Raw genomic sequence first — 17,643 nt, 5'->3', positions numbered from 1 at the left:
CCCGCCGACCGTGGGCACCCGCGATCCGCGCCGCCCATACCCTGTCGACGTGACCTTCATGCGCGCCCTGCTCGTGCTGGTGGGGCGGCGCGGTTTCCGACGGCTGCTCGGCAGCCGGATCGCGTCGCAGGGCAGCGACGGGGTGTTCCAGGTGGCCCTCGCCAGCCACGTCCTGTTCAACCCGGAGCAGGCGGCGGACGCGCGGAGCATCGCCGCCGCCTTCGCCGTCGTGCTTCTGCCCTACAGCGCGCTCGGGCCCTTCACCGGGGTGCTGCTCGACCGCTGGCAGCGCCGTGGCGTCATCGTCGTGTCACAGCTCGTGCGGGCGGGCGCCATGGTGGCCGTGACCGCGCTCGTCGGCCAGCGGGTCACGGGGGCGGCGTTCTTCGCCGCGGTCCTGCTCGTCTTCTCGGTCAACCGCTTCGTCCTCGCCGGCCTGTCGGCCGCCACGCCCCACGTCGTGGAGCGGGACCTGCTCGTCAGCGCCAACTCCATCGGCCCGACGTGCGGCTCGATCGCCTACCTGCTGGGTGGTGTGGTCGGGGGCGGTCTGCGCGCCGTGACCTCGGACCGCTTCGTCGTCGTCGCGGCGACCGTCGGGGTGGCCGTGGCGGCGTGGTCGGCGTGGCGGCTGCCACCCGTGGGGCCCGACCGCGACCGACCCGGTCCGCGGGCCGCCGAGGTGCTGCCTGCGGTGCTGGCGGGCTTCGTCGAGGCGGCCCGGACGCTGCCGCGCCGGGCCAGGCTGCTGCTCCTGCTCATCTTCGTCACCCGCCTGCCGCTCGGCTTCGTCCTGCTCCAGACGCTGCTGCTCTTCCGGGGTGCGTTCGCCCGGCCGGGAGACTCCGCCGGCGACGTCCTCGGCTTCGGGCTGGCGGCGGTCGCCTCCGCTGCCGGCTTCACGCTCGCCGCCTTCGTCACCCCCTGGCTGGCGCCGCGCTGGGGCTCCGTGCTGCACGCCGCACGGGCGCTCGGGCTCGCGGGGATCGGCTGCGTCGGGCTCGGGCCGTGGCTGACGCCGTGGACGGTGACGGCCGTCGGCTTCGTCGTGTCCTTCTCCTCGCAGTCGGTCAAGATCAACGTCGACACGCTCCTGCAGGAGCACGTGGTCGACGGCCTCCTGGGTCGGGCCTTCTCCATCTACGACGTGCTCTACAACGCCGGCCTCGTCGCGGCCGCCGCGCTCGCCGCTGCCACGCTGCCGCCGGACGGCGCGAGCAGCTGGCCGTTCCCGGTCGCCGCGGTCGGGTATGCCGCCGTCGCGCTCGCGCTCGGGCCCCTTTGGCGTCGGGCGGGCCGAGGCGACGACCGCGCCGGCCTCTAGGCTTGGCCGCGTGCTGCCCGTGCTCACCACCACCCGGTACGTCACGCCGCTGCGGGAGGGCGGCTCACTGCCGGGGCTCGTGGAGGCCGACGACGACGGCACCTATGTCCTGAAGCTCCGGGGCGCCGGCCAGGGCCTCAAGGTGCTCGTCGCCGAGGTCCTCGTGGCCGCGCTCGCCCGCCGGATCGGGGTGCCGGTGCCGGAGCTCGCCGTCCTCACGCTCGACGAGCGCATCGCGAAATACGAGGCGGACGAGGAGGTCCAGGACCTGCTCACGGCCTCGGTCGGGACGAACCTCGGCGTGGACTTCCTGCCCGGTTCGCTCGGCTACGACGGGTCCCGGCCGCCCGACCCCGACCTGGCCGAGCGCATCCTGTGGCTCGACGCCCTCACCGCCAACGTGGACCGGACGTGGTCCAACCCCAACCTCCTCGTCTGGCACGGCAGGACCTGGGCCATCGACCACGGGGCGGCCCTCTACTTCCACCACTCCTGGCCCAGCCGGCCGCCGTCCCCCGAGCGCTTCGCCGCCCAGCCCTTCGACGCGAGCCGCCACGTGCTGCGAGACGTCGCCGGTGACGTGGCGGCGCGCCACGAGGAGCTGGCCGCAAGCCTCGGCCCGGCCGGGCTGGACGCGGCCGTGGCCGACGTCCCGGACGAGTGGCTCGAGCCGACCGCGGAGCTGTCCGACCCGCCCGCGGTGCGCGCGGCATACGTCGACCTGCTCACGGCGCGCCTCGGTCGGCCGTCCGCGTGGGTGCCCACAGGAGGCGCCCGGTGACCCCGTACCAGTATGTCCTGCTGCGCCTCGTGCCCCGCGTGGACCGGGAGGAGTTCATCAACGTCGGCGTCGTGCTCTACGCGCAGGCCAGCGGGTTCCTCGACGCCGCGTGGGAGCTCGACGACACGCGGGTCGCCGCCCTCTTCCCGGGCTGCGAGCTCGACGGCGTGCGCTCGATGCTCGAGCACGTGCGCGCCGTCTGCCACGGCGACACCGGCCCTGGGCTGCCGAGGCTGGACCGCCCGGGTCAGCGCTTCGGCTGGATCATCGCCCCGCGCTCGACCGTGCTGCAGCCCGGCCCGGTGCATGGCGGGCTCTGTGCGGACCCCGCCACCGAGCTGCAGCGGCTGCTCGGCCGCTTGGTGCGGATCGCCTGACTCCGGCCGCCGACACGGGCCCCGGACCGGCGCCCGCGCACAACCGACGATGCCGATCGGCTACGCACGCTCCGGACGAGCGGGTCAGAGCCACGATCGGACCAGTGCGCCGCGCGCAGACTCAGCCGAGTTCGCTGTCCCGGAGCCGGTCCGCGTGCTCCTTCTCCTCTGGTCGAATGTCGCCTGCCTCCGTCGTGAGCAACTGCCAGCGGGCGGTCGCGCCGCCCGGCCCTTGCGCCTCTTCTCGGGACAGCACGGAGACGATGCGTGCGCGGACGTCGTCCTCACGGTGCGGTTCGACCGCGAACAGGATCCGCACCACGACCCGGTCGCCGGAGCGGTCGGCACCAGTGTGATGCGGCGCCACGGGACAGGGTCCCTCGTGATCCCAGTGGCCGCACAGCGCCTGGGTGACCGCCGCCCCGGGGACGCGGTGATCGGCGGCGCGGTCCATGAGCAGGATCGCGTCCTGCGCGTATGCCGCCCGCATGCGATCAGTGTAGGAGGAAGGCGGCCGGTAGGCTCGCGGCCATGGCCGAGCGAGCCGAGACCACCGGGGACCTCCACCTCGCGACCGTCGTCGTCAACGTCCAGGACATGCAGCGTGCCGTCGCCTTCTGGTCCGCGGCCCTCGGGTACCAGCCGCGCGAGGCCGAGTGGGACCCGAGCTTCATGATGCTCGTGGACCCCCAAGGCCGGCGAGTGCCGGTCTCCCTGCAGCTGACGGACGCGCCACCGCGGGAGCCGGCGCGAGTCCACGTCGACCTCTACACCCGGGAGCAGGGACGCCACGTCGATCGGCTCGTCGCACTCGGGGCGACCCGAGTGGACGACTGGCCCTACCCGCAGGACGCCGACTTCATCGTCCTGCGCGACACAGAGGGCAACGCGTTCTGCGTCATCGACCACCCCGAGCTGTAGGGACGGTCCCCCTCGCGCATGGACGTCGCCACGGGTCAATAGGCCCGGGCTGCCTCTTCGGGCGGGGTGCGCGGGACTCGGCCGAGCGGCGGAGGCTCCCCCGGCTCGTCGGCACCCGGTAGGTGCCCGGCCGCGGCGTCACCCGAGGGGCCGAAGGGGCCGGGCGCGATGGGCCGTCCTCCCGACGTCAGGAACACCAGGCCGTCATGACGCCTCGGGTCCCCAGCGATCCGGAACTCACCCCGGTGGTGAGCGTGGTGGTGGAAGGGGCACAGGCTGCACAGGTTGTCCACGTCTGTCGGACCCCGGGCAGCCGCGATCACGGTCCAGCACCAGCCGCCTGGTCCGCTCCGGCACCGTGCGCCGTCCGCGGCCGACGTTGACCGGCTGCCCCTCGCGCAGCCGCACCGGCACCAGCTCGCCGTCACACGTGAGCGACTCGAGCACGTGGCGCGGCAGGCGCGGCCGGCCCAGCAGCCACCTGCCCTCGGTGTCGAGAAAGACGTGCACCCGGTACTTCGCCCGCCGGCTGGAGACCTGCACCGTGTCCAACGACCGGTCCGCCAGCACCCCCATCGCTTCCGCGAGCGTCGCCTGGCCCCCGCGCTGCTGGAAGAGCCAGTCCTTGGCCTCGGCCAACGCGGTCTCCACCAACGCCCTCACCTCGGCTGGGGCCTCGTAGCGCAGGACGAACCGATCGTCGTCTCGGAACATGACCAGGCTCGCTGGGGCGACCGGCTCGACAGGGAGCCCGCCGCCGCCTTCGTCGGCGCCACTGCCCCAGTCGCGGGCTGGGCGCTGCAGGTCGGCGCCATCGTCAGCCGCCGTCGCCGGAGCGGCTAGCGGGAAGTCGTACCTACCGACGCTTCGCTGCAGCCGCGGCACCGTCGCGTGCTGGGCGAACTCTGCCACCGTCGCATCACACTCCGCAGGAACGTGGCGGGCCACCAACGCCGCCTGGTCCAGGCTCAACCGGCCAGCCCGCAGACCCGCCACGGTCACCGGCAGCTCTGCCGCCCGCCGCGCGAGCAGGACGACCGCTCGTGCATGCGTCGGGCTGAGGCCCGCCCGCACCACCAACCAGTGCTCCGGCGAGCGGAGCCCGGCCCCTTCCCACGACCCCGACTCGATGACCCGCACCATGAGGTTGACCAGCCGCGCGTGGGCGTCGTGGAGGTCGGCCGCCAGCCGGGCCACCAGCTCCCAGTCCTCCTGGGTGAGCACCTCCGCCATAGGGCTTATCGTACATGTGTTCGAACTGCCTGACAAGCCCCCCCCGTCCCCGGCAGCACCGCGCGGTCCAGGGTGGGACGGCACGGCATACGGCAACGGGTCAGCCTCTCGTGGCGTAGAACGCCACCGCCGCCGCGGCCGCCACGTTGAGCGAGTCCACTCCCCCGCTCATCGGGATGCGCACCGACAGGTCGGCCCCCGCCACCGTGGCGGCTCGGAGCCCGTCCCCCTCGGTGCCGAGGATCAAGGCGAGCTTGTCGTGCTGCGCAGCCGCGAGCGCGTCGAGCGGAAGGGCGTCGTCGCTCAGGTTGAGGGCGGCCACGACGAAGCCGTCCGCACGCAGCAGCTCCAGCCCACCCGGCCAGGGCTCGATCCGCGTCCACGGCACCTGGAAGACCGTGCCCATGGAGACGCGGATGGACCTGCGGTACAGCGGATCCGCGCACCGCGGTGTCACGAGGACGGCATCGACACCGAGGGCGGCGGCGCTCCGGAAGGCGGCCCCGACATTCGTGTGGTCGACGACGTCCTCGAGCACCACGACGCGCCGTGCGCCCGAGACGACCTCGGCGACGGAGGACAGGACCGGTCGCTGCATCGAGGCGAGCGCCCCACGGTGCAGGTGGAACCCGGTGCGGGCCTCGATGACGTCGTGCGGTGCGACGTACACCGGGATGCCTTCGGTCTCTGCCCGGTCGACGAGGTCGGTGAGCTCGGTGACCCATCGCTCCGCCATGAGGTAGGACCGAGGCCGGTGGCCCGCGGCGAGCGCCCTGCGGATGACCTTCTCGCTCTCGGCGATGTAGAGGCCCTGCGCCGGCTCGGTGCGCCGGCGCAGGGCCACGTCGGTCAGCGAGACGTAGTCCGCGAGCCTCGGGTCGGCAGGGTCGCGGATCGGGACGGGCACGGGGCTCAGGCTAGTCCGCCCGCGCCCCGCGCCCGTCCCGCGTCAGGCCTCGTATGCCGGGTCGTCGAGATCGAGGACGACCAGGGCGGCGATCGTCTCGGCCGCGTCGGCGTCGTCGGAGCTGACGACGACCTCGTCACCGTGCGAGGCGCCCAGCGTCATGATGAGCAGCGACGAGTCCGCGTCGACCGGCTCCCCGCCCGGCACCGAGAGCGTGACCGGCACGCCGAGCTCCTCCGCCTTCTCGGAGATGATCTGGGCGGGCCGGGCGTGCAGGCCGACCGAGGAGCCGACCTTCACGGTGATGCTCGTCATGGGGGTTCCTTCCGGAGACGTCGTGGACGTCGATCGTGTCAGGCGGCCGCCGGTGCCGCCACCGCTTCCTTCCGCGTGTCGGTGTCGCGGTGCCAGTAGCGCTTGGCGGCCACGACGGCGGCCGACCCGACGACCGTGCCGACGACGAGCGAGAGGAGGAAGAGCAGCACACCGGTGATGGCGAAGAGGACGAAGATCCCCCCGTGGGGCGCGCTGAGCTGGACGCCGGACGCCATGCTGACGGCACCGGTGACGGCCCCGCCGAGCATCATCGGCGGGATGACCCGCAGGGGGTCCGCCGCGGCGAAGGGGATGGCGCCCTCCGAGATGAAGGAGGCCCCGAGCAGCCAGGCCGCCTTGCCGTTCTCGCGCTCCGCCGGTGTGAAGAGGCCGGGCGCCACGGCCGAGGCCAGGGCGAGGGCGAGGGGCGGCACCATGCCGGCGGCCATGACGGCGGCCATGATCTTGAGCGTGGCGGGGTTCTGCAGGTTGAGCCCGGTCGTGGCGAAGACGTAGGCCGCCTTGTTGACGGGCCCGCCCATGTCGAAGCACATCATCGCGCCGAGGATGATCCCGAGGATGATCGCCGAGCTGCCGGACAGGCCGCTCAGCCAGGTGGTCAGGGCCTTGGTGAGGGCGGCGATCGGTCGGCCGAGCACGAGGATCATCAGGCCGCTCGAGATGACGGTGGCGAACAGCGGGATGACGACGACGGGCATGAGCCCGCGGGCGAAGGCCGGCACCTTGAACCGGCTGATCCACAGGGCCACCGCGCCGGCCAGCAGACCGCCGATGAGGCCACCGAGGAAGCCCGCGCCGATCTGGCCGGCCACGAACCCGATGACGAATCCGGGGGCGATGCCGGGGCGGTCGGCGATGGCGTAGGCGATGTAGCCGGCCAGTGCCGGCACGAGGAAGGCGAACGCCCAGGCGCCGACCTGGAAGAGGAGGGCACCCAGGTACTGCGACAGCCCACCCGCAGGCAGGTCCCACAACGAGTTGCCGAGGACCACCTTTTCGGCGGTCGCGGTGATCTTGTACCCGCCGACGAGGAACCCGAGCGCGATGAGCAGGCCGCCCGCGGCGACGAAGGGGATCATGTAGCTCACGCCGGTGAGCAGCGCCGTGCGGATCCGGACGCCGATGTGCTGGGAGGCGGCCGACGGGCCCGGCTCACCGCTGTCCGCCGTCGCGGCCACGCGCGGGGCGCTCGGGTCCTTGGCCGCCGCGATGGCGCGCGCGACCAGGCTGTCGGCCTCGTGGATCCCGGCCTTGACGCCGCTGTTGATCTCGGCCAGCCCGGCGAACCGGTGCTTGTCGCGCACGCCCACGTCGGTGGCGAAGATGACTGCGCTCGCGGCGCGGATCACCGCCGGGTCGAGGGTCTCGGCGCCGACCGAGCCCTGCGGCTCCACGTGGACCTCCACGCCGGCCTTCTTGCCCGCGTGCTCGAGCGCCTCGGCCGCCATGTAGGTGTGCGCGATGCCCGTGGGGCAAGAGGTGACGGCGACGATGGAGAGCGGCCCCTCCCCGTGGTCGGCCGAGGCGGCCGTCGGCCGGTCCTCGGTCACCGTGGACGTCGCGCCGCCTCCGGCAGCCGCGGCCGCCGCTCCCGTCCCGGCCGCAGCCGTGACGCCGGTGGGCTGCGCAGCGGGCGCCGCGGCGGCTGACGGAGCGGCCGGGGGCTTGACGACCTCAGACACCAGCCGCACGACCTCGTCCCTGCTCGTCGCCGACCGCAGTGAATCGGTGAAGTCCTTGCGCACCAGGGCCCGAGCGAGCTGGGTCAGCAGCTTCATGTGCTCCTGGTCACCCGCCGCGGGAGCGGCGATCATGAAGACGAGGTCCGCTGGTCCGTCCTTCGCGCCGAAGTCGACGGCGGGCGCCAGGCGCGCGAAGACCAGCGTCGACTCGGAGACGTGCTCCGAGCGGCAGTGCGGGATGGCGAGGCCACCCGGCATACCGGTCGCCGACTTCGACTCGCGGGCGTAGGCGTCCTGGGTGAGCCCGGCCGGGTCGTCGCTGCGGCCGGCGGCCGCCACGAGCCCGGCGAGCGAGGCGATGACCTCGTCCTTGCTGGTACCGAGCGGTTCGTCGAGCGACACCAGCCCGGAGGTGATGAGTTGTGACACGCGCATTCCTTCCTGGGGGTGCTGCTCAGCGAGCAGCGTCGAACGCGGAGACGACGACGCCGTCCCGGTCAAGATCGGATTCCCGCGGCATCGTCGAGCCGGGGAGTGAGGCCGCGGCCGCGCCGAAGGCGACGGCCTCGGACAGGCAGGTCGGGGCGTCGGCGCCCCGGTCCTCGGCAAGCAGGTAGCCGGCGAGGCTGGAGTCGCCCGCGCCGACCGTGCTGCGCACCCGGATCCGCGGCGGCGTGGCCTGCCACGTGCCCTCGGCCGTGACGAGGAGGGCACCGGACGCTCCGAGGGTGAGCAGGATCGCGCCCACGCCCTCGGACACCAGGCGCCGCGCCGCCTGCTCGGCCCGGCGCACGTCGCCCTCGAGCTGCGCGGGGTCGTCCCCGGTCAACGAGGCGAGCTCGTCGGCGTTGGGCTTGAGCAGGTCGGGCCGGCGCCCCGAGCGGCGGACGGTCTCGGTCAGCGGACGGCCCGACGTGTCGACGGCCACGCGCCGCCCGGCGGACTGCAGGCGCTCGGTCAGCACGGCATACCAGTCCTCGGGCACACCGGGGGGCAGGGAGCCGGCGAGGACCACCCAGCCACCCGGCAGCGACGCCTCGAGCAGTCGGTCACCGAGCGCGTCCAGCACCTTCGCGGGCAGGGGTCGCCCGGCGTCGTTGACCTTCGTCGTCGTCCCGTCCGGCTCGGTGATGGTGATGTTGACCCTGGCCGCTCGCCCGACCGGCACGGGCACCGGCTGCACCCCGGCCGCGGACAAGCCGGCGAGCAGCGGGTCGCCGGCGTCCGCGGGCAGGACCGCGGTGGCGGCGGCACCGGCGAGCGAGAGCACCCTGGCGACGTTGACGCCCTTGCCCCCGGGCTCGTCCGTCACCGACGCGGCGGACACCACCCCGCCGCGCTCGAGCGGGCGCCCGAGGGCCATCGTCCGGTCGATCGACGGGTTCGCGGTCAGCGTGACGATCATGCGACCACCACGTCGATGTCGCGTGCCTCCAGGGCCGCCACGACGTCCGGCGGGGCGCCCGCGTCGGTGACCACCACGTCGACCTGGTCGAGTCTCCCGAAGCGGATGAGGCTCTCCCGGCCGAGCTTGCTGGAGTCGGCGAGGACGACGACTCGCCTCGCGGCCGCGATCATGGCCGTCTTGACGGCCGCCTCGTCGGGGTCCGGGGTGGACAGGCCGTGCTCGAGGCTGAGGCCGTTGGTGCCGAGGAAGGCGACGTCGACCCGCAGGTCGGAGAGCACCGTGAGGGTGCGCGGACCGACGGCGGCCCGGGTCGTCGGCCGGACCCGGCCGCCGAGCTGGTAGAGCTCGAGCCCGCGGTGCTCGTTGAGCCGCTCGACGACCGCGCCGTCGTTGGTGATGACGGTCAGCCTCGAGTCCGCGGGGATCGCGGCGGCGAGCTGGGCGGTGGTCGTCCCAGCGTCGAGCAGGATGCTGCCCTCCGGGCCGGGAAGCAGGTCGAGCGCCGCCTTGCCGATGCGCGCCTTCTCCGCCTCGGCCGCGCGGCGGCGCTGCGGCACGTCGAGCTCGACGGTGGTGAGGACATCGGCCGGCACCGCTCCCCCGTGGACCCGGCGCACGAGGTTGAGGCGCTCGAGGGTCGCGAGGTCGCGGCGCACCGTCTCGGTCGTGACGCCGAAATGCTCTGCCGCGTCACTCACCACAATCCGGCGGTCCCGGAGGACCATGGATGCCAAGGCCTGTTGGCGCTCTTCGGCGTACATCCGGCCCTCCTCGATGCGCAGTCGATGTTGTAATCGTTTGTTTTACGCCCGGATCTCTTGACCTGTCAAGGGTCTGGGCCGTAATTTCACGAAGAGCCCACGCAAACCAACACCACGACCCGCGGCGATGTCGCCGTGCGGCGGACGGAGGACGCGATGACCGAGCCGACGACCAGCTCGCCCAGCACGACGACAGGAGCCTCGGCCGTCCCGCCCGCCGTGCCGCTTCCGGGATCCCTGCGTGACGTGCTCTCGGGGCGCCGGACCGGGACGCCGGTCGTGGGCGGCATCGCCTTCGGGCCGGTCATCCGGCCCGCGCCCCCGGTCGACCTCGCGGGTGTGCTCACCCTCCCCGGCGGCGAGCCCGAGCACGAGATCGCGCGGTATGCCGCGGCGGTGGACGCCGTGTCCGCGCGCCTGCGGGCGCGGGCCGAGGCCGCCTCGGGAGTCGTCGCCGAGGTGCTCGTCGCCCAGGTCGGTCTGGTCGGCGACAAGGGCCTGCGCAAGGCCGTCGAGAAGGCGGTGCGCGGCGGTGCCAGTGCGGAGGCCGCGACGGTGACCGCCGTCGACCAGTTCGCGGCCATGCTCGAGAAGCTCGGTGGGCTCATGGCCGAGCGCGTCACCGACCTGCGCGACCTGTGCGGGCGCCTCGTCGCCGAGCTGCGGGGCCTGCCGGAGCCCGGCATCACCATTCCGCCCGAGCCGTCCGTGCTCCTCGCCCCCGACCTCGCACCGGCGGACACCGCGACGCTCGACCCCACCCGCGTCGTCGCCCTCGCGACGAGCCTCGGTGGGCCGACGAGCCACACGGCGATCATCGCCCGGCAGCTCGGGATCCCCTGCGTGGTGGCCGTCCCCGTCGACGACATCCCGGTCGGCACCCAGGTCCTCGTCAACGGCACCGCCGGCGAGGTGCTCCTGCACCCCGACCCGCAGGAGGTCGAGCGGCTGGTCACCGCGGACCGCTCCGAGCGCGCCGCGGCCGAGGCGTGGCGTGGTCCCGGCCAGACCGCGGACGGGCGGCGGGTGGCGATCTACGCCAACGTGCAGGACGGCCCCACCGCGCGCTTGGCGGCGGCGGAGCCCAGCGAGGGGGTCGGGCTCTTCCGCAGCGAGCTGGCCTTCCTCGGCCGCGACACCGAGCCCTCCGTCGAGGAGCAGGCCCGGCTGTATGCCGATGTGCTCGACGCGTTCGGTGGCCGCCGCGTCGTCATCCGGACGCTCGACGCCGGGTCCGACAAGCCGATGAAGTTCGCCACGCTGCCCAACGAGGAGAACCCGGCCCTCGGCGTCCGGGGGCTGCGCCTCGCCAGCCGGAACCCGGGGCTGCTCTCCCGCCAGCTCGACGCGATCGCCCAGGCCGCGGCCGAGACCAGCACGACGCCGTGGGTCATGGCCCCCATGGTGGCGACCGTCTCGGAGGCCGAGGCCTTCGCCGCGCTCTGCCGGACCCGCTCGCTCGTGCCGGGCGTCATGATCGAGATCCCGTCCGCGGCGCTGCTCGCGCACCGCCTGCTCGAGCACGTCGACTTCCTGTCGATCGGCACCAACGACCTGTCGCAGTACACCATGGCGGCCGACCGGCTGAGCGCCGACCTCGCGAGCCTCACCGACACGTGGCAGCCGGCGGTGCTCCACCTGGTGGCCATCACGGCGGCGGCCGGCCGCGCCGTGGGCAAGCCCGTCGGGGTCTGCGGCGAGGCCGCGGCCGACCCGCTCCTCGCCTGCGTGCTCGTCGGCCTCGGGGTGACCAGCCTGTCGATGGCCGTGTCCGCGCTGCGTCGGGTCGGCACGTCCATCGGCTCGGTGTCGGTGGCGCAGTGCGAGCAGGCCGCGGAGGTCGCGCTCGCGGCCCCCGACCCGGCGGCGGCCCGCGCGGCCGCTGCCGAGGCGCTCGGCAGGTAGGCGCCGCCGCCACCGCGCACCGCAGCTGCGCCGGTGCCCGCCTCCACCGCTACGTCACTGCTCCCGCTGGGGCAGCAGTGGCGTAGCGGGGAGGCGACCTACCCGCACGGGCGCGGGCGCGCCGACCGTCACGAGAACCAGCCGACCCTCACGAGAACCAGAGGAGCCTGACGACCGCGACGACGCCGATGGTCACGATGATCCCGCGCAGGACCGCCGGCGGGATCCGTCGACCGACATGGGCCCCGAGCACGCCGCCGGCGAAGGCCCCCACTGCGACGAGGCCGACGATCGGCCAGTCGATCGAGCTGCGCGCGAAGAGGACGAAGACGACGGCGGCGACGACGTTGACGATGAGCGCGAGGACGTTCTTGTAGGCGTTGAGCCGTTGCAGCGGCTCCGCGCTGAGCAGGCTGAAGAGGCCCATGAGCAGCACGCCCTGAGCGGCCCCGAAGTAGCCGCCGTACATGCCCGCGACGAAGACCCCGGCGCCGAGGACCGGCGCGTGCCAGGGCGGGTCGGCGCCGTCGTGCCGCACCGCCATCCGGGCCTGCAGCCGCGGCCCCACGAGGACCAGCGCGAGCGCGATCAGGATGAGGACGGGCACGATGGACCGGAAGGCGCTCGCCGGCAGCACGAGGAGCAGCCCCGCCCCGACGACCGAGCCGGCGAACGACAGGGGCATGAGCCGCCGCAGGGTCGGGGCCTGGCCGGTCAGCTCCGCGCGGTAGCCCCATGACCCGGTGATGCCCCCGGCGACGAGTCCGATGTTGTTGGACACGTTGGCGACGAGCGGGCTCACCCCGAAGAAGAGCAGCGTGGGGAAGGTGAGCAGCGTGCCCGATCCGACGATTGTGTTGATCAGCCCCGCCCCGGTGCCGGCCAGCGCGATGAGCAGGGCCGTCCAGACAGACACCCGGCCACCCTACAAGGGTGACCGGGTGTCCGCCCGGCCGGTCGCCGTCAGGCGACCTCAGCGGCCGGGCGCCTGCGCCGCGTCGGGCAGCGCGTGCGGCGGCTGCTGCGCCTGTGGTGGCTGCTGGATCGGTGTCTCGACCGACGGCTCGGGCGACGTGGGCCGCACCGGCACCTGGTCGGCCGGCGGCTGGATCGGCGGCTGCGCCCGATGCGCCGGGGACGCGTGCTCGGTCGACTCGGCGCTGGCCTGGGCAGCCTGCCCGCGTGCCTCGGCGAGCGCTTTGGCCGAGTCCTCGAGGATCGTCTCCGCGAAGGCGTCGTCGTCGAGGGCGCCGGGGTCGAGCCACTCGTCCTCCTCGTCGGTCTGCGCGCTCGACCCGTTGAGCCCGCCCAGCGCCCCGCCGATGCCGCGCAGGGCCTCGGTGAGCTCAGAGGGGACGATCCACATCTTGTTCGAGTCGCCCCGGGCGAGCTGGGGAAGCACCTGCAGGTACTGGTAGGCGAGCAGCTTCTGGGTCGGCTTGCCGCGGTGGATGGCACCGAAGACCTGCTGGATGGCACGTGCCTGCCCTTGGGCTTCGAGGATCCGGGCCTGCGCCGAGCCCTCGGCGCGCAGGATCTGGCTCTGCTTCTCGCCCTCGGCCGTGAGGATGGCGGACTGCTTGAACCCTTCGGCGGTGAGGATGGCGGCCCGGCGGTCACGCTCGGCCCGCATCTGCTTCTCCATCGAGTCCTGCACCGAGTGGGGCGGGTCGATGGCCTTGAGCTCGACCCGGTTGACGCGGATGCCCCACCTGCCGGTCGCCTCGTCGAGCACCCCGCGCAGCTGGCCGTTGATCTGGTCACGGCTGGTCAGCGTCTGCTCGAGGTCGAGGGAGCCGATGACGTTGCGCAGCGTCGTCACGGTGAGCTGCTCGATGCCCTGGATGAAGTTCGCGATCTCGTAGACGGCGTCCTTGGCGGCCGTCACCGAGTAGTAGATGACCGTGTCGATGCTCACGACGAGGTTGTCGGAGGTGATGACCGGCTGCGGCGGGAAGGTCACCACCTGCTCGCGCAGGTCGATGGTGGCGCGCACCTTGTCGACGAACGGGATCAGGAAGTGGATCCCCGCCGTCAGCGTCCGGTCATAGCTGCCGAGGCGCTCGATGATCTGCGCGGTCTGCTGCGGAACGATCCGCACCGTGCGCAGCACGATGATGAGCGCCACCACAACGATGAGCACTGGAATGATGACTACCGGATCCACGTCAACCTTCTCCCTCGTTCCCTGCGCCCCAGCGTCGAGGGCGCCCGATGCAGGAGGCCGGGACGGCCGCCCGCGAGTTCTGGCCCGTCAGCCGCCGGCCACCCTCGCCCGGCTCACCACCGCGGTGGCTCCGTCGATCGACTCGACGATGACCTCCTCGCCCGGCTCGATGGTCGCGCCGGTGCTGCGCGCACTCCACGTCTCACCGGCCAGCTTGATCCGCCCGCTCGCCGGCCCGACCCGGTCGAGGACGTATGCCGATCGCCCGACGTTGGCCTGCGCGCCCATGAGCTCTCGGTGGGCGACGGTGAAGTGCTCCTTGAGCCAGGGGCGCACGGTGAGCAGGAGCACGACGGCGACGACGGCGGACACGACCGCCTGCGCGGCGAACGGAGCCCCCATGGCCGCGGCCACCGTGCCGCCCAGCGCACCGCCGGCCAGCATGAGGAAGGTGAAGTCGACGGTGGCCGCCTCGACGCCGACGAGGACGAGCGCCAGCCCAAGCCAGACCACCCACGCCTGATCGTCGAACACCGTCCCACCTGGCTTCCGTCTCGGGCCGCGGGTCGAGCTGCAGGTCGCACCGCGGGGCCGTCGTGTCGTCGAACACCTCGGACGTCGTCCATTCTCCTCTGGTTCCCTGCGCAGGGAGGAGAACCTGCGAACTGGCCGTCCGCGGGCGCCACCGGGGCCGTGGCTCGGGCCGAGGGGTCAGGTCAGCGTCAGCGTCAGGTGAGCGGTCAGGTCCGGGCTCGGGCGGACCAGCGGTCGCCGTGACGCTCGAGCACGAGCGGCAGCCCGAAGGTCTGGGACAGGTTGGCCTCGGTCATCGTCAGCTCGAGCGGGCCGGCGGCGACGACCCGCCCCTCGCGGACCATGAGCACGTCCGTGAACGACGGCGGGATCTCCTCGACGTGGTGGGTCACGAGGACAAGAGCGGGCGCCTCCGTGTCCGCCGCGAGCTCACCGAGGCGGCGCACGAGGTCCTCGCGTCCGCCGAGGTCGAGGCCGGCCGCCGGCTCGTCGAGCAGCATGAGCTCGGGATCGGTCATCAGGGCCCGGGCGATCTGCACGCGCTTGCGCTCGCCCTCGCTCAGGGTGCGGAAGCGACGGTCGGCGAGGTGCTCGGCGCCGAGCGCGCGCAGCAGCCCCCCGGCGCGTGCATGGTCGAGCTGGTCGTAGCTCTCGCGCCACCGGCCGACGATGCCGTAGGAGGCGGTGACCACGACGTCGGCGACGACCTCGTCCCCGGGGATCCGCTCGGCCATCGCCGAGCTCGCCAGACCGATCCGCGGCCGCAGCTCGAAGACGTCGACGGCCCCGAGCACCTCTCCGAGGACTCCCGCCACGCCCGTCGTGGGGTGCATCCGGGCGGACGCGATCTGCAGCAGCGTCGTCTTGCCGGCGCCGTTGGGGCCGAGCACGACCCAGCGCTCACCCTCCTCGACCTCCCACGTCACGTCGTCGAGGAGGGTGACGGCACCGCGTCGCACCGTGACACCCGCGAAGGCCAGGACGTCGCTCATGGGCACGACCCTAGGGCACGCCGTGGGGGCATCCCGGGGTCCCCAGGTGGCGCGACCCGCTGACGAGCGATCAACTGGCGGATCAACTGGCGAGAGGTGTCGCCATAGCAGCACCGTCCGCCAGTTGATCCGCCAGTTGATCCGCCAGTTGATCCGCCAGTTGATCCGCCAGGTGATCCCCCAGGTGATCTGCGGGTCGACCTCCGCGGCGCGTCCGGACCGGGCACGGGGCCCCTACGATGACGCGATGGCCGTGCTGCCCGCCTCCGTGCGCCTCGCCCTCTGGGCGACGGCCGCCTGGCACGGCCACCTGCCGTCCGACCGGGTCGTGGCCCGAGCGCTGCCGGACGTCGACCACGTCGCCGGTGACCTCGACCGGCTGGAGCTGTGGCGTGAGCTCGGCGAGGGTGCGCTCTTCGTGGCCCTGCCCCGGCCGGGCGACCCGACCTCGGTGCCCCGGTCCTCGCCGGAGGCGCTGGCTGCCGCGGTCGACGCCGGCGAGTGCGTCTTCGTGGCCGGGATCGGCGGCCTCCTCGTCCCGAGCCTCTCGGACTACGGCACGGCGGGCGACACCGGCCTGCGGGCCGACTGGACGGCATACGACTGCGACCCGACGCCGCGGCACCGGCTCGAGATGCTCGACCTGCGCCACACCGAGCGGACGCTCCTTGAGTCGGTGCGACGGTATGCCGAGCAGCTCGAGGCGGTCGGCGGTGCGCCCTGGGACGAGCACCACCGCGAGGCGGCGGAGGGCGCCGTGCGGCGCGCGGTGTGGGGCCTGCCGGACGTGACGCCGGACCGGGCGGTCCGCGTGCTCACGCTCGCCGCCCGGGTCGCGGCGCTGGCCGACACGGCCCGCGTCGGTGCGGCGCTGCCCCGCGGACCCGTGGCCGCGGACGCCACCGCGCGTCGTGAGGCGCTGCTCCGGTCTGTGCGTGGGGACGCCGACACCGCGCTCGGGGAGGCCGCCAACGTCGCGGTGATGGCCATCGCCGGCTGGCGCCCGGCCTGAGGTGGCGGTCCAGCGGACTCAGCCGGCCGCTCAGCGGTCGAGCACGGAGCGGTAGACGGCGAGGGTGCGTTCGCCGATCGAGGCCCACGAGAAGGAGTCGACGGCGCGCTGGCGCCCTGCCGCCCCCATCCGGCCGGCCCGGTCGACGTCGGACACCGCGTCGGTGAGCGCGGCGGCGAGGTCGGCGACGAAGCGGTCCGGGTCGACCGGCGTGCCCGTGCCGTCCGTCAGCTGCTGGATGGGCACGAGCCACCCGGTCTCGCCGTCGACGACGACCTCCGGGATGCCCCCCGTCGCCGTCGCGACGACCGGCAGGCCGCAGGCCATCGCCTCGAGGTTGACGATGCCGAGCGGCTCGTAGACCGACGGGCAGGCGAAGACCGTGCCGTGGCTGAGCAGCGCCACGACCTCGGCTCGCGGCAGCATGTCGGGGATCCAGACGACGCCCTCCCGGCCGGACCGCAGCCGCTCCACGAGGCCCTCGACCTCTGCGAGGATCTCCGGTGTGTCCGGAGCGCCCGCGCAGAGCACGATCTGCACGGCGGGTGGCAGCTGCTCGCAGGCACGGAGCAGGTAGGGCAGCCCCTTCTGCCGGGTGATCCGGCCGACGAAGACGACCGAGGGACGCTCCGGGTCGACGCCGTGGCGCTGGACGACGGCCCGCGCGTCGTCGGACCGGTCCGGCTGCCACAGGTCGGCGTCGATGCCGTTGTGGACGACGTGGACCGCGGCCGGGTCGAGCGAGGGGTAGCTGCGCAGGATGTCGTCCCGCATGCCCGCGCTGACGGCGACGACGGCGGCCGCCGCCTCGTAGGCCGTGCGCTCCACGTAGCTCGAGACCCGGTAGCCGCCGCCCAGCTGCTCGGCCTTCCACGGCCGCATGGGCTCCAGCGAGTGGGCGGTCACGACGTGCGGCATACCGCCGAGGAGCGAGGCCAGGTGCCCACCGAAGTTGGCGTACCACGTGTGCGAGTGGACGAGGTCGGCGCCGACGCAGTCGCCGGCCAGGGCGAGATCGACCCCGAGGGTCTTGATCGCGGCGTTGTGGTCGGCGAGCTCGGCGAGGTCCGCGTATGCCGTCGTGCCGGCCTCGTCCCGCGGCTCGCCGAAGCACCTCACCCGCACGTCGAGGTCACCGCGGGCCCGCAGCGCGCGGACCAGCTCGGCCACGTGGACGCCGGCGCCGCCGTAGATGGCCGGGGGGTACTCCTTGCTGAGGATGTCTACGCGCACGCGACCGAGCGTAGCCGTGCGGACGGGTGGAGGCAGGGGATGCTGCCTCCGTCCCCCTCGCGCGCCTCTG

General features: G+C 73.6%; 18 protein-coding genes. 6 read left to right on the top strand and 12 right to left on the bottom strand.

Annotated features, from left to right (window positions below):
• The first annotated feature begins 58 nt into the window (after window positions 1-58).
• From VFJ94_RS06245 to VFJ94_RS06235, 3 genes are read left to right on the top strand one after another with little or no spacing between them, the layout of a single operon-like run.
• Window positions 59-1,324, top strand: coding sequence for an MFS transporter (locus VFJ94_RS06245; protein WP_325003343.1), 1,266 nt, complete (start codon window positions 59-61; stop codon window positions 1,322-1,324).
• Window positions 1,325-1,334: 10 nt separating this feature from the next.
• Window positions 1,335-2,105, top strand: coding sequence for a HipA family kinase (locus tag VFJ94_RS06240; protein WP_325003333.1), 771 nt, complete (start codon window positions 1,335-1,337; stop codon window positions 2,103-2,105).
• Window positions 2,102-2,482 carry a DUF3037 domain-containing protein gene (locus VFJ94_RS06235; RefSeq protein WP_325003332.1) on the top strand — a complete coding sequence of 127 codons (381 nt, stop codon included), beginning with the start codon at window positions 2,102-2,104 and terminating at the stop codon, window positions 2,480-2,482. Before VFJ94_RS06240 ends, VFJ94_RS06235 begins: the two co-directional genes overlap by 4 nt.
• 121 nt (window positions 2,483-2,603) lie before the next feature.
• On the opposite strand, the gene VFJ94_RS06230 is transcribed toward VFJ94_RS06235, so the two are convergent.
• Window positions 2,604-2,972 (bottom strand): hypothetical protein, encoded by a 369-nt coding sequence (locus VFJ94_RS06230; protein WP_325003331.1) that lies wholly within the window; start codon window positions 2,970-2,972, stop codon window positions 2,604-2,606.
• Between the two features lie 41 nt (window positions 2,973-3,013).
• Here VFJ94_RS06230 and VFJ94_RS06225 point away from each other — a divergent pair, with 41 nt between their 5' ends.
• Complete coding sequence (locus VFJ94_RS06225; RefSeq protein WP_325003330.1) at window positions 3,014-3,403, top strand: VOC family protein; 390 nt, start codon at window positions 3,014-3,016, stop codon at window positions 3,401-3,403.
• Window positions 3,404-3,640: 237 nt separating this feature from the next.
• On the opposite strand, the gene VFJ94_RS06220 is transcribed toward VFJ94_RS06225, so the two are convergent.
• The 6 genes from VFJ94_RS06220 to VFJ94_RS06195 all read right to left on the bottom strand — a co-directional run bounded on the left by VFJ94_RS06220 (window position 3,641) and on the right by VFJ94_RS06195 (window position 9,730).
• Window positions 3,641-4,636 (bottom strand): DUF222 domain-containing protein, encoded by a 996-nt coding sequence (locus tag VFJ94_RS06220; protein WP_325003329.1) that lies wholly within the window; start codon window positions 4,634-4,636, stop codon window positions 3,641-3,643.
• A 100-nt stretch (window positions 4,637-4,736) separates the two neighbouring features.
• Entirely contained in the window at window positions 4,737-5,543 is an 807-nt protein-coding gene (locus VFJ94_RS06215) for an RNA methyltransferase (protein ID WP_325003328.1), read from the bottom strand.
• Between the two features lie 42 nt (window positions 5,544-5,585).
• On the bottom strand, window positions 5,586-5,858 hold the full coding sequence (locus VFJ94_RS06210) for an HPr family phosphocarrier protein (protein WP_325003327.1): 273 nt from the start codon (window positions 5,856-5,858) through the stop codon (window positions 5,586-5,588).
• Between the two features lie 38 nt (window positions 5,859-5,896).
• A complete protein-coding gene (locus tag VFJ94_RS06205; RefSeq protein WP_325003326.1) occupies window positions 5,897-7,990 on the bottom strand; it encodes a fructose-specific PTS transporter subunit EIIC in 2,094 nt (697 codons plus the stop codon).
• Window positions 7,991-8,015: 25 nt separating this feature from the next.
• Complete coding sequence (locus VFJ94_RS06200; RefSeq protein ID WP_325003324.1) at window positions 8,016-8,966, bottom strand: 1-phosphofructokinase family hexose kinase; 951 nt, start codon at window positions 8,964-8,966, stop codon at window positions 8,016-8,018.
• Window positions 8,963-9,730 (bottom strand): DeoR/GlpR family DNA-binding transcription regulator, encoded by a 768-nt coding sequence (locus tag VFJ94_RS06195; RefSeq protein WP_325003323.1) that lies wholly within the window; start codon window positions 9,728-9,730, stop codon window positions 8,963-8,965. The genes VFJ94_RS06200 and VFJ94_RS06195 overlap by 4 nt, the downstream gene beginning before the upstream one ends.
• A gap of 156 nt (window positions 9,731-9,886) precedes the next feature.
• On the opposite strand from VFJ94_RS06195, the gene ptsP reads away from it, so the two are divergent.
• Window positions 9,887-11,635 carry a phosphoenolpyruvate--protein phosphotransferase gene (ptsP, locus tag VFJ94_RS06190; protein WP_325003322.1) on the top strand — a complete coding sequence of 583 codons (1,749 nt, stop codon included), beginning with the start codon at window positions 9,887-9,889 and terminating at the stop codon, window positions 11,633-11,635.
• A gap of 148 nt (window positions 11,636-11,783) precedes the next feature.
• Here ptsP and VFJ94_RS06185 read toward each other — a convergent pair whose 3' ends face one another.
• The 4 genes from VFJ94_RS06185 to VFJ94_RS06170 all read right to left on the bottom strand — a co-directional run bounded on the left by VFJ94_RS06185 (window position 11,784) and on the right by VFJ94_RS06170 (window position 15,328).
• A complete protein-coding gene (locus tag VFJ94_RS06185; protein ID WP_325003321.1) occupies window positions 11,784-12,551 on the bottom strand; it encodes a sulfite exporter TauE/SafE family protein in 768 nt (255 codons plus the stop codon).
• Window positions 12,552-12,608: 57 nt separating this feature from the next.
• A complete protein-coding gene (locus VFJ94_RS06180) occupies window positions 12,609-13,802 on the bottom strand; it encodes an SPFH domain-containing protein (RefSeq protein ID WP_325003320.1) in 1,194 nt (397 codons plus the stop codon).
• A gap of 87 nt (window positions 13,803-13,889) precedes the next feature.
• The gene (locus tag VFJ94_RS06175; protein ID WP_325003319.1) at window positions 13,890-14,336 is read right to left on the bottom strand and encodes an NfeD family protein; all 447 of its coding nucleotides are present in this window, start codon (window positions 14,334-14,336) and stop codon (window positions 13,890-13,892) included.
• Window positions 14,337-14,542: 206 nt separating this feature from the next.
• Window positions 14,543-15,328, bottom strand: coding sequence for an ABC transporter ATP-binding protein (locus tag VFJ94_RS06170; protein WP_325003318.1), 786 nt, complete (start codon window positions 15,326-15,328; stop codon window positions 14,543-14,545).
• A 247-nt stretch (window positions 15,329-15,575) separates the two neighbouring features.
• On the opposite strand from VFJ94_RS06170, the gene VFJ94_RS06165 reads away from it, so the two are divergent.
• Entirely contained in the window at window positions 15,576-16,340 is a 765-nt protein-coding gene (locus VFJ94_RS06165) for a hypothetical protein (protein WP_325003317.1), read from the top strand.
• Window positions 16,341-16,370: 30 nt separating this feature from the next.
• Here VFJ94_RS06165 and glgA read toward each other — a convergent pair whose 3' ends face one another.
• Window positions 16,371-17,573: a glycogen synthase gene (glgA, locus tag VFJ94_RS06160; RefSeq protein ID WP_325003316.1), complete on the bottom strand. Its 1,203-nt coding sequence runs from the start codon at window positions 17,571-17,573 to the stop codon at window positions 16,371-16,373.
• Window positions 17,574-17,643: the final 70 nt, after the last annotated feature.

It is taken from the genome of Intrasporangium sp., from assembly GCF_035688975.1.
Lineage (GTDB): Bacteria > Actinomycetota > Actinomycetes > Actinomycetales > Dermatophilaceae > CALMNV01.
Note: the sequence above shows the minus strand (reverse complement) of the source record. Positions and strands in the feature narration are given on the sequence as shown.

Bases quoted from the DNA above. Each gene is read 5' to 3' on its own strand.
- VFJ94_RS06245 (WP_325003343.1), top strand. From the start codon at position 59: ATGCGCGCCCTGCTCGTGCTGGTGGGGCGGCGCGGTTTCCGACGGCTG.
- VFJ94_RS06230 (WP_325003331.1), bottom strand. From the start codon at position 2,972: ATGCGGGCGGCATACGCGCAGGACGCGATCCTGCTCATGGACCGCGCC.
- VFJ94_RS06225 (WP_325003330.1), top strand. From the start codon at position 3,014: ATGGCCGAGCGAGCCGAGACCACCGGGGACCTCCACCTCGCGACCGTC.
- VFJ94_RS06220 (WP_325003329.1), bottom strand. From the start codon at position 4,636: ATGGCGGAGGTGCTCACCCAGGAGGACTGGGAGCTGGTGGCCCGGCTG.
- VFJ94_RS06210 (WP_325003327.1), bottom strand. From the start codon at position 5,858: ATGACGAGCATCACCGTGAAGGTCGGCTCCTCGGTCGGCCTGCACGCC.
- VFJ94_RS06200 (WP_325003324.1), bottom strand. From the start codon at position 8,966: ATGATCGTCACGCTGACCGCGAACCCGTCGATCGACCGGACGATGGCC.
- VFJ94_RS06195 (WP_325003323.1), bottom strand. From the start codon at position 9,730: ATGTACGCCGAAGAGCGCCAACAGGCCTTGGCATCCATGGTCCTCCGG.
- ptsP (WP_325003322.1), top strand. From the start codon at position 9,887: ATGACCGAGCCGACGACCAGCTCGCCCAGCACGACGACAGGAGCCTCG.
- VFJ94_RS06170 (WP_325003318.1), bottom strand. From the start codon at position 15,328: ATGAGCGACGTCCTGGCCTTCGCGGGTGTCACGGTGCGACGCGGTGCC.
- VFJ94_RS06165 (WP_325003317.1), top strand. From the start codon at position 15,576: ATGGCCGTGCTGCCCGCCTCCGTGCGCCTCGCCCTCTGGGCGACGGCC.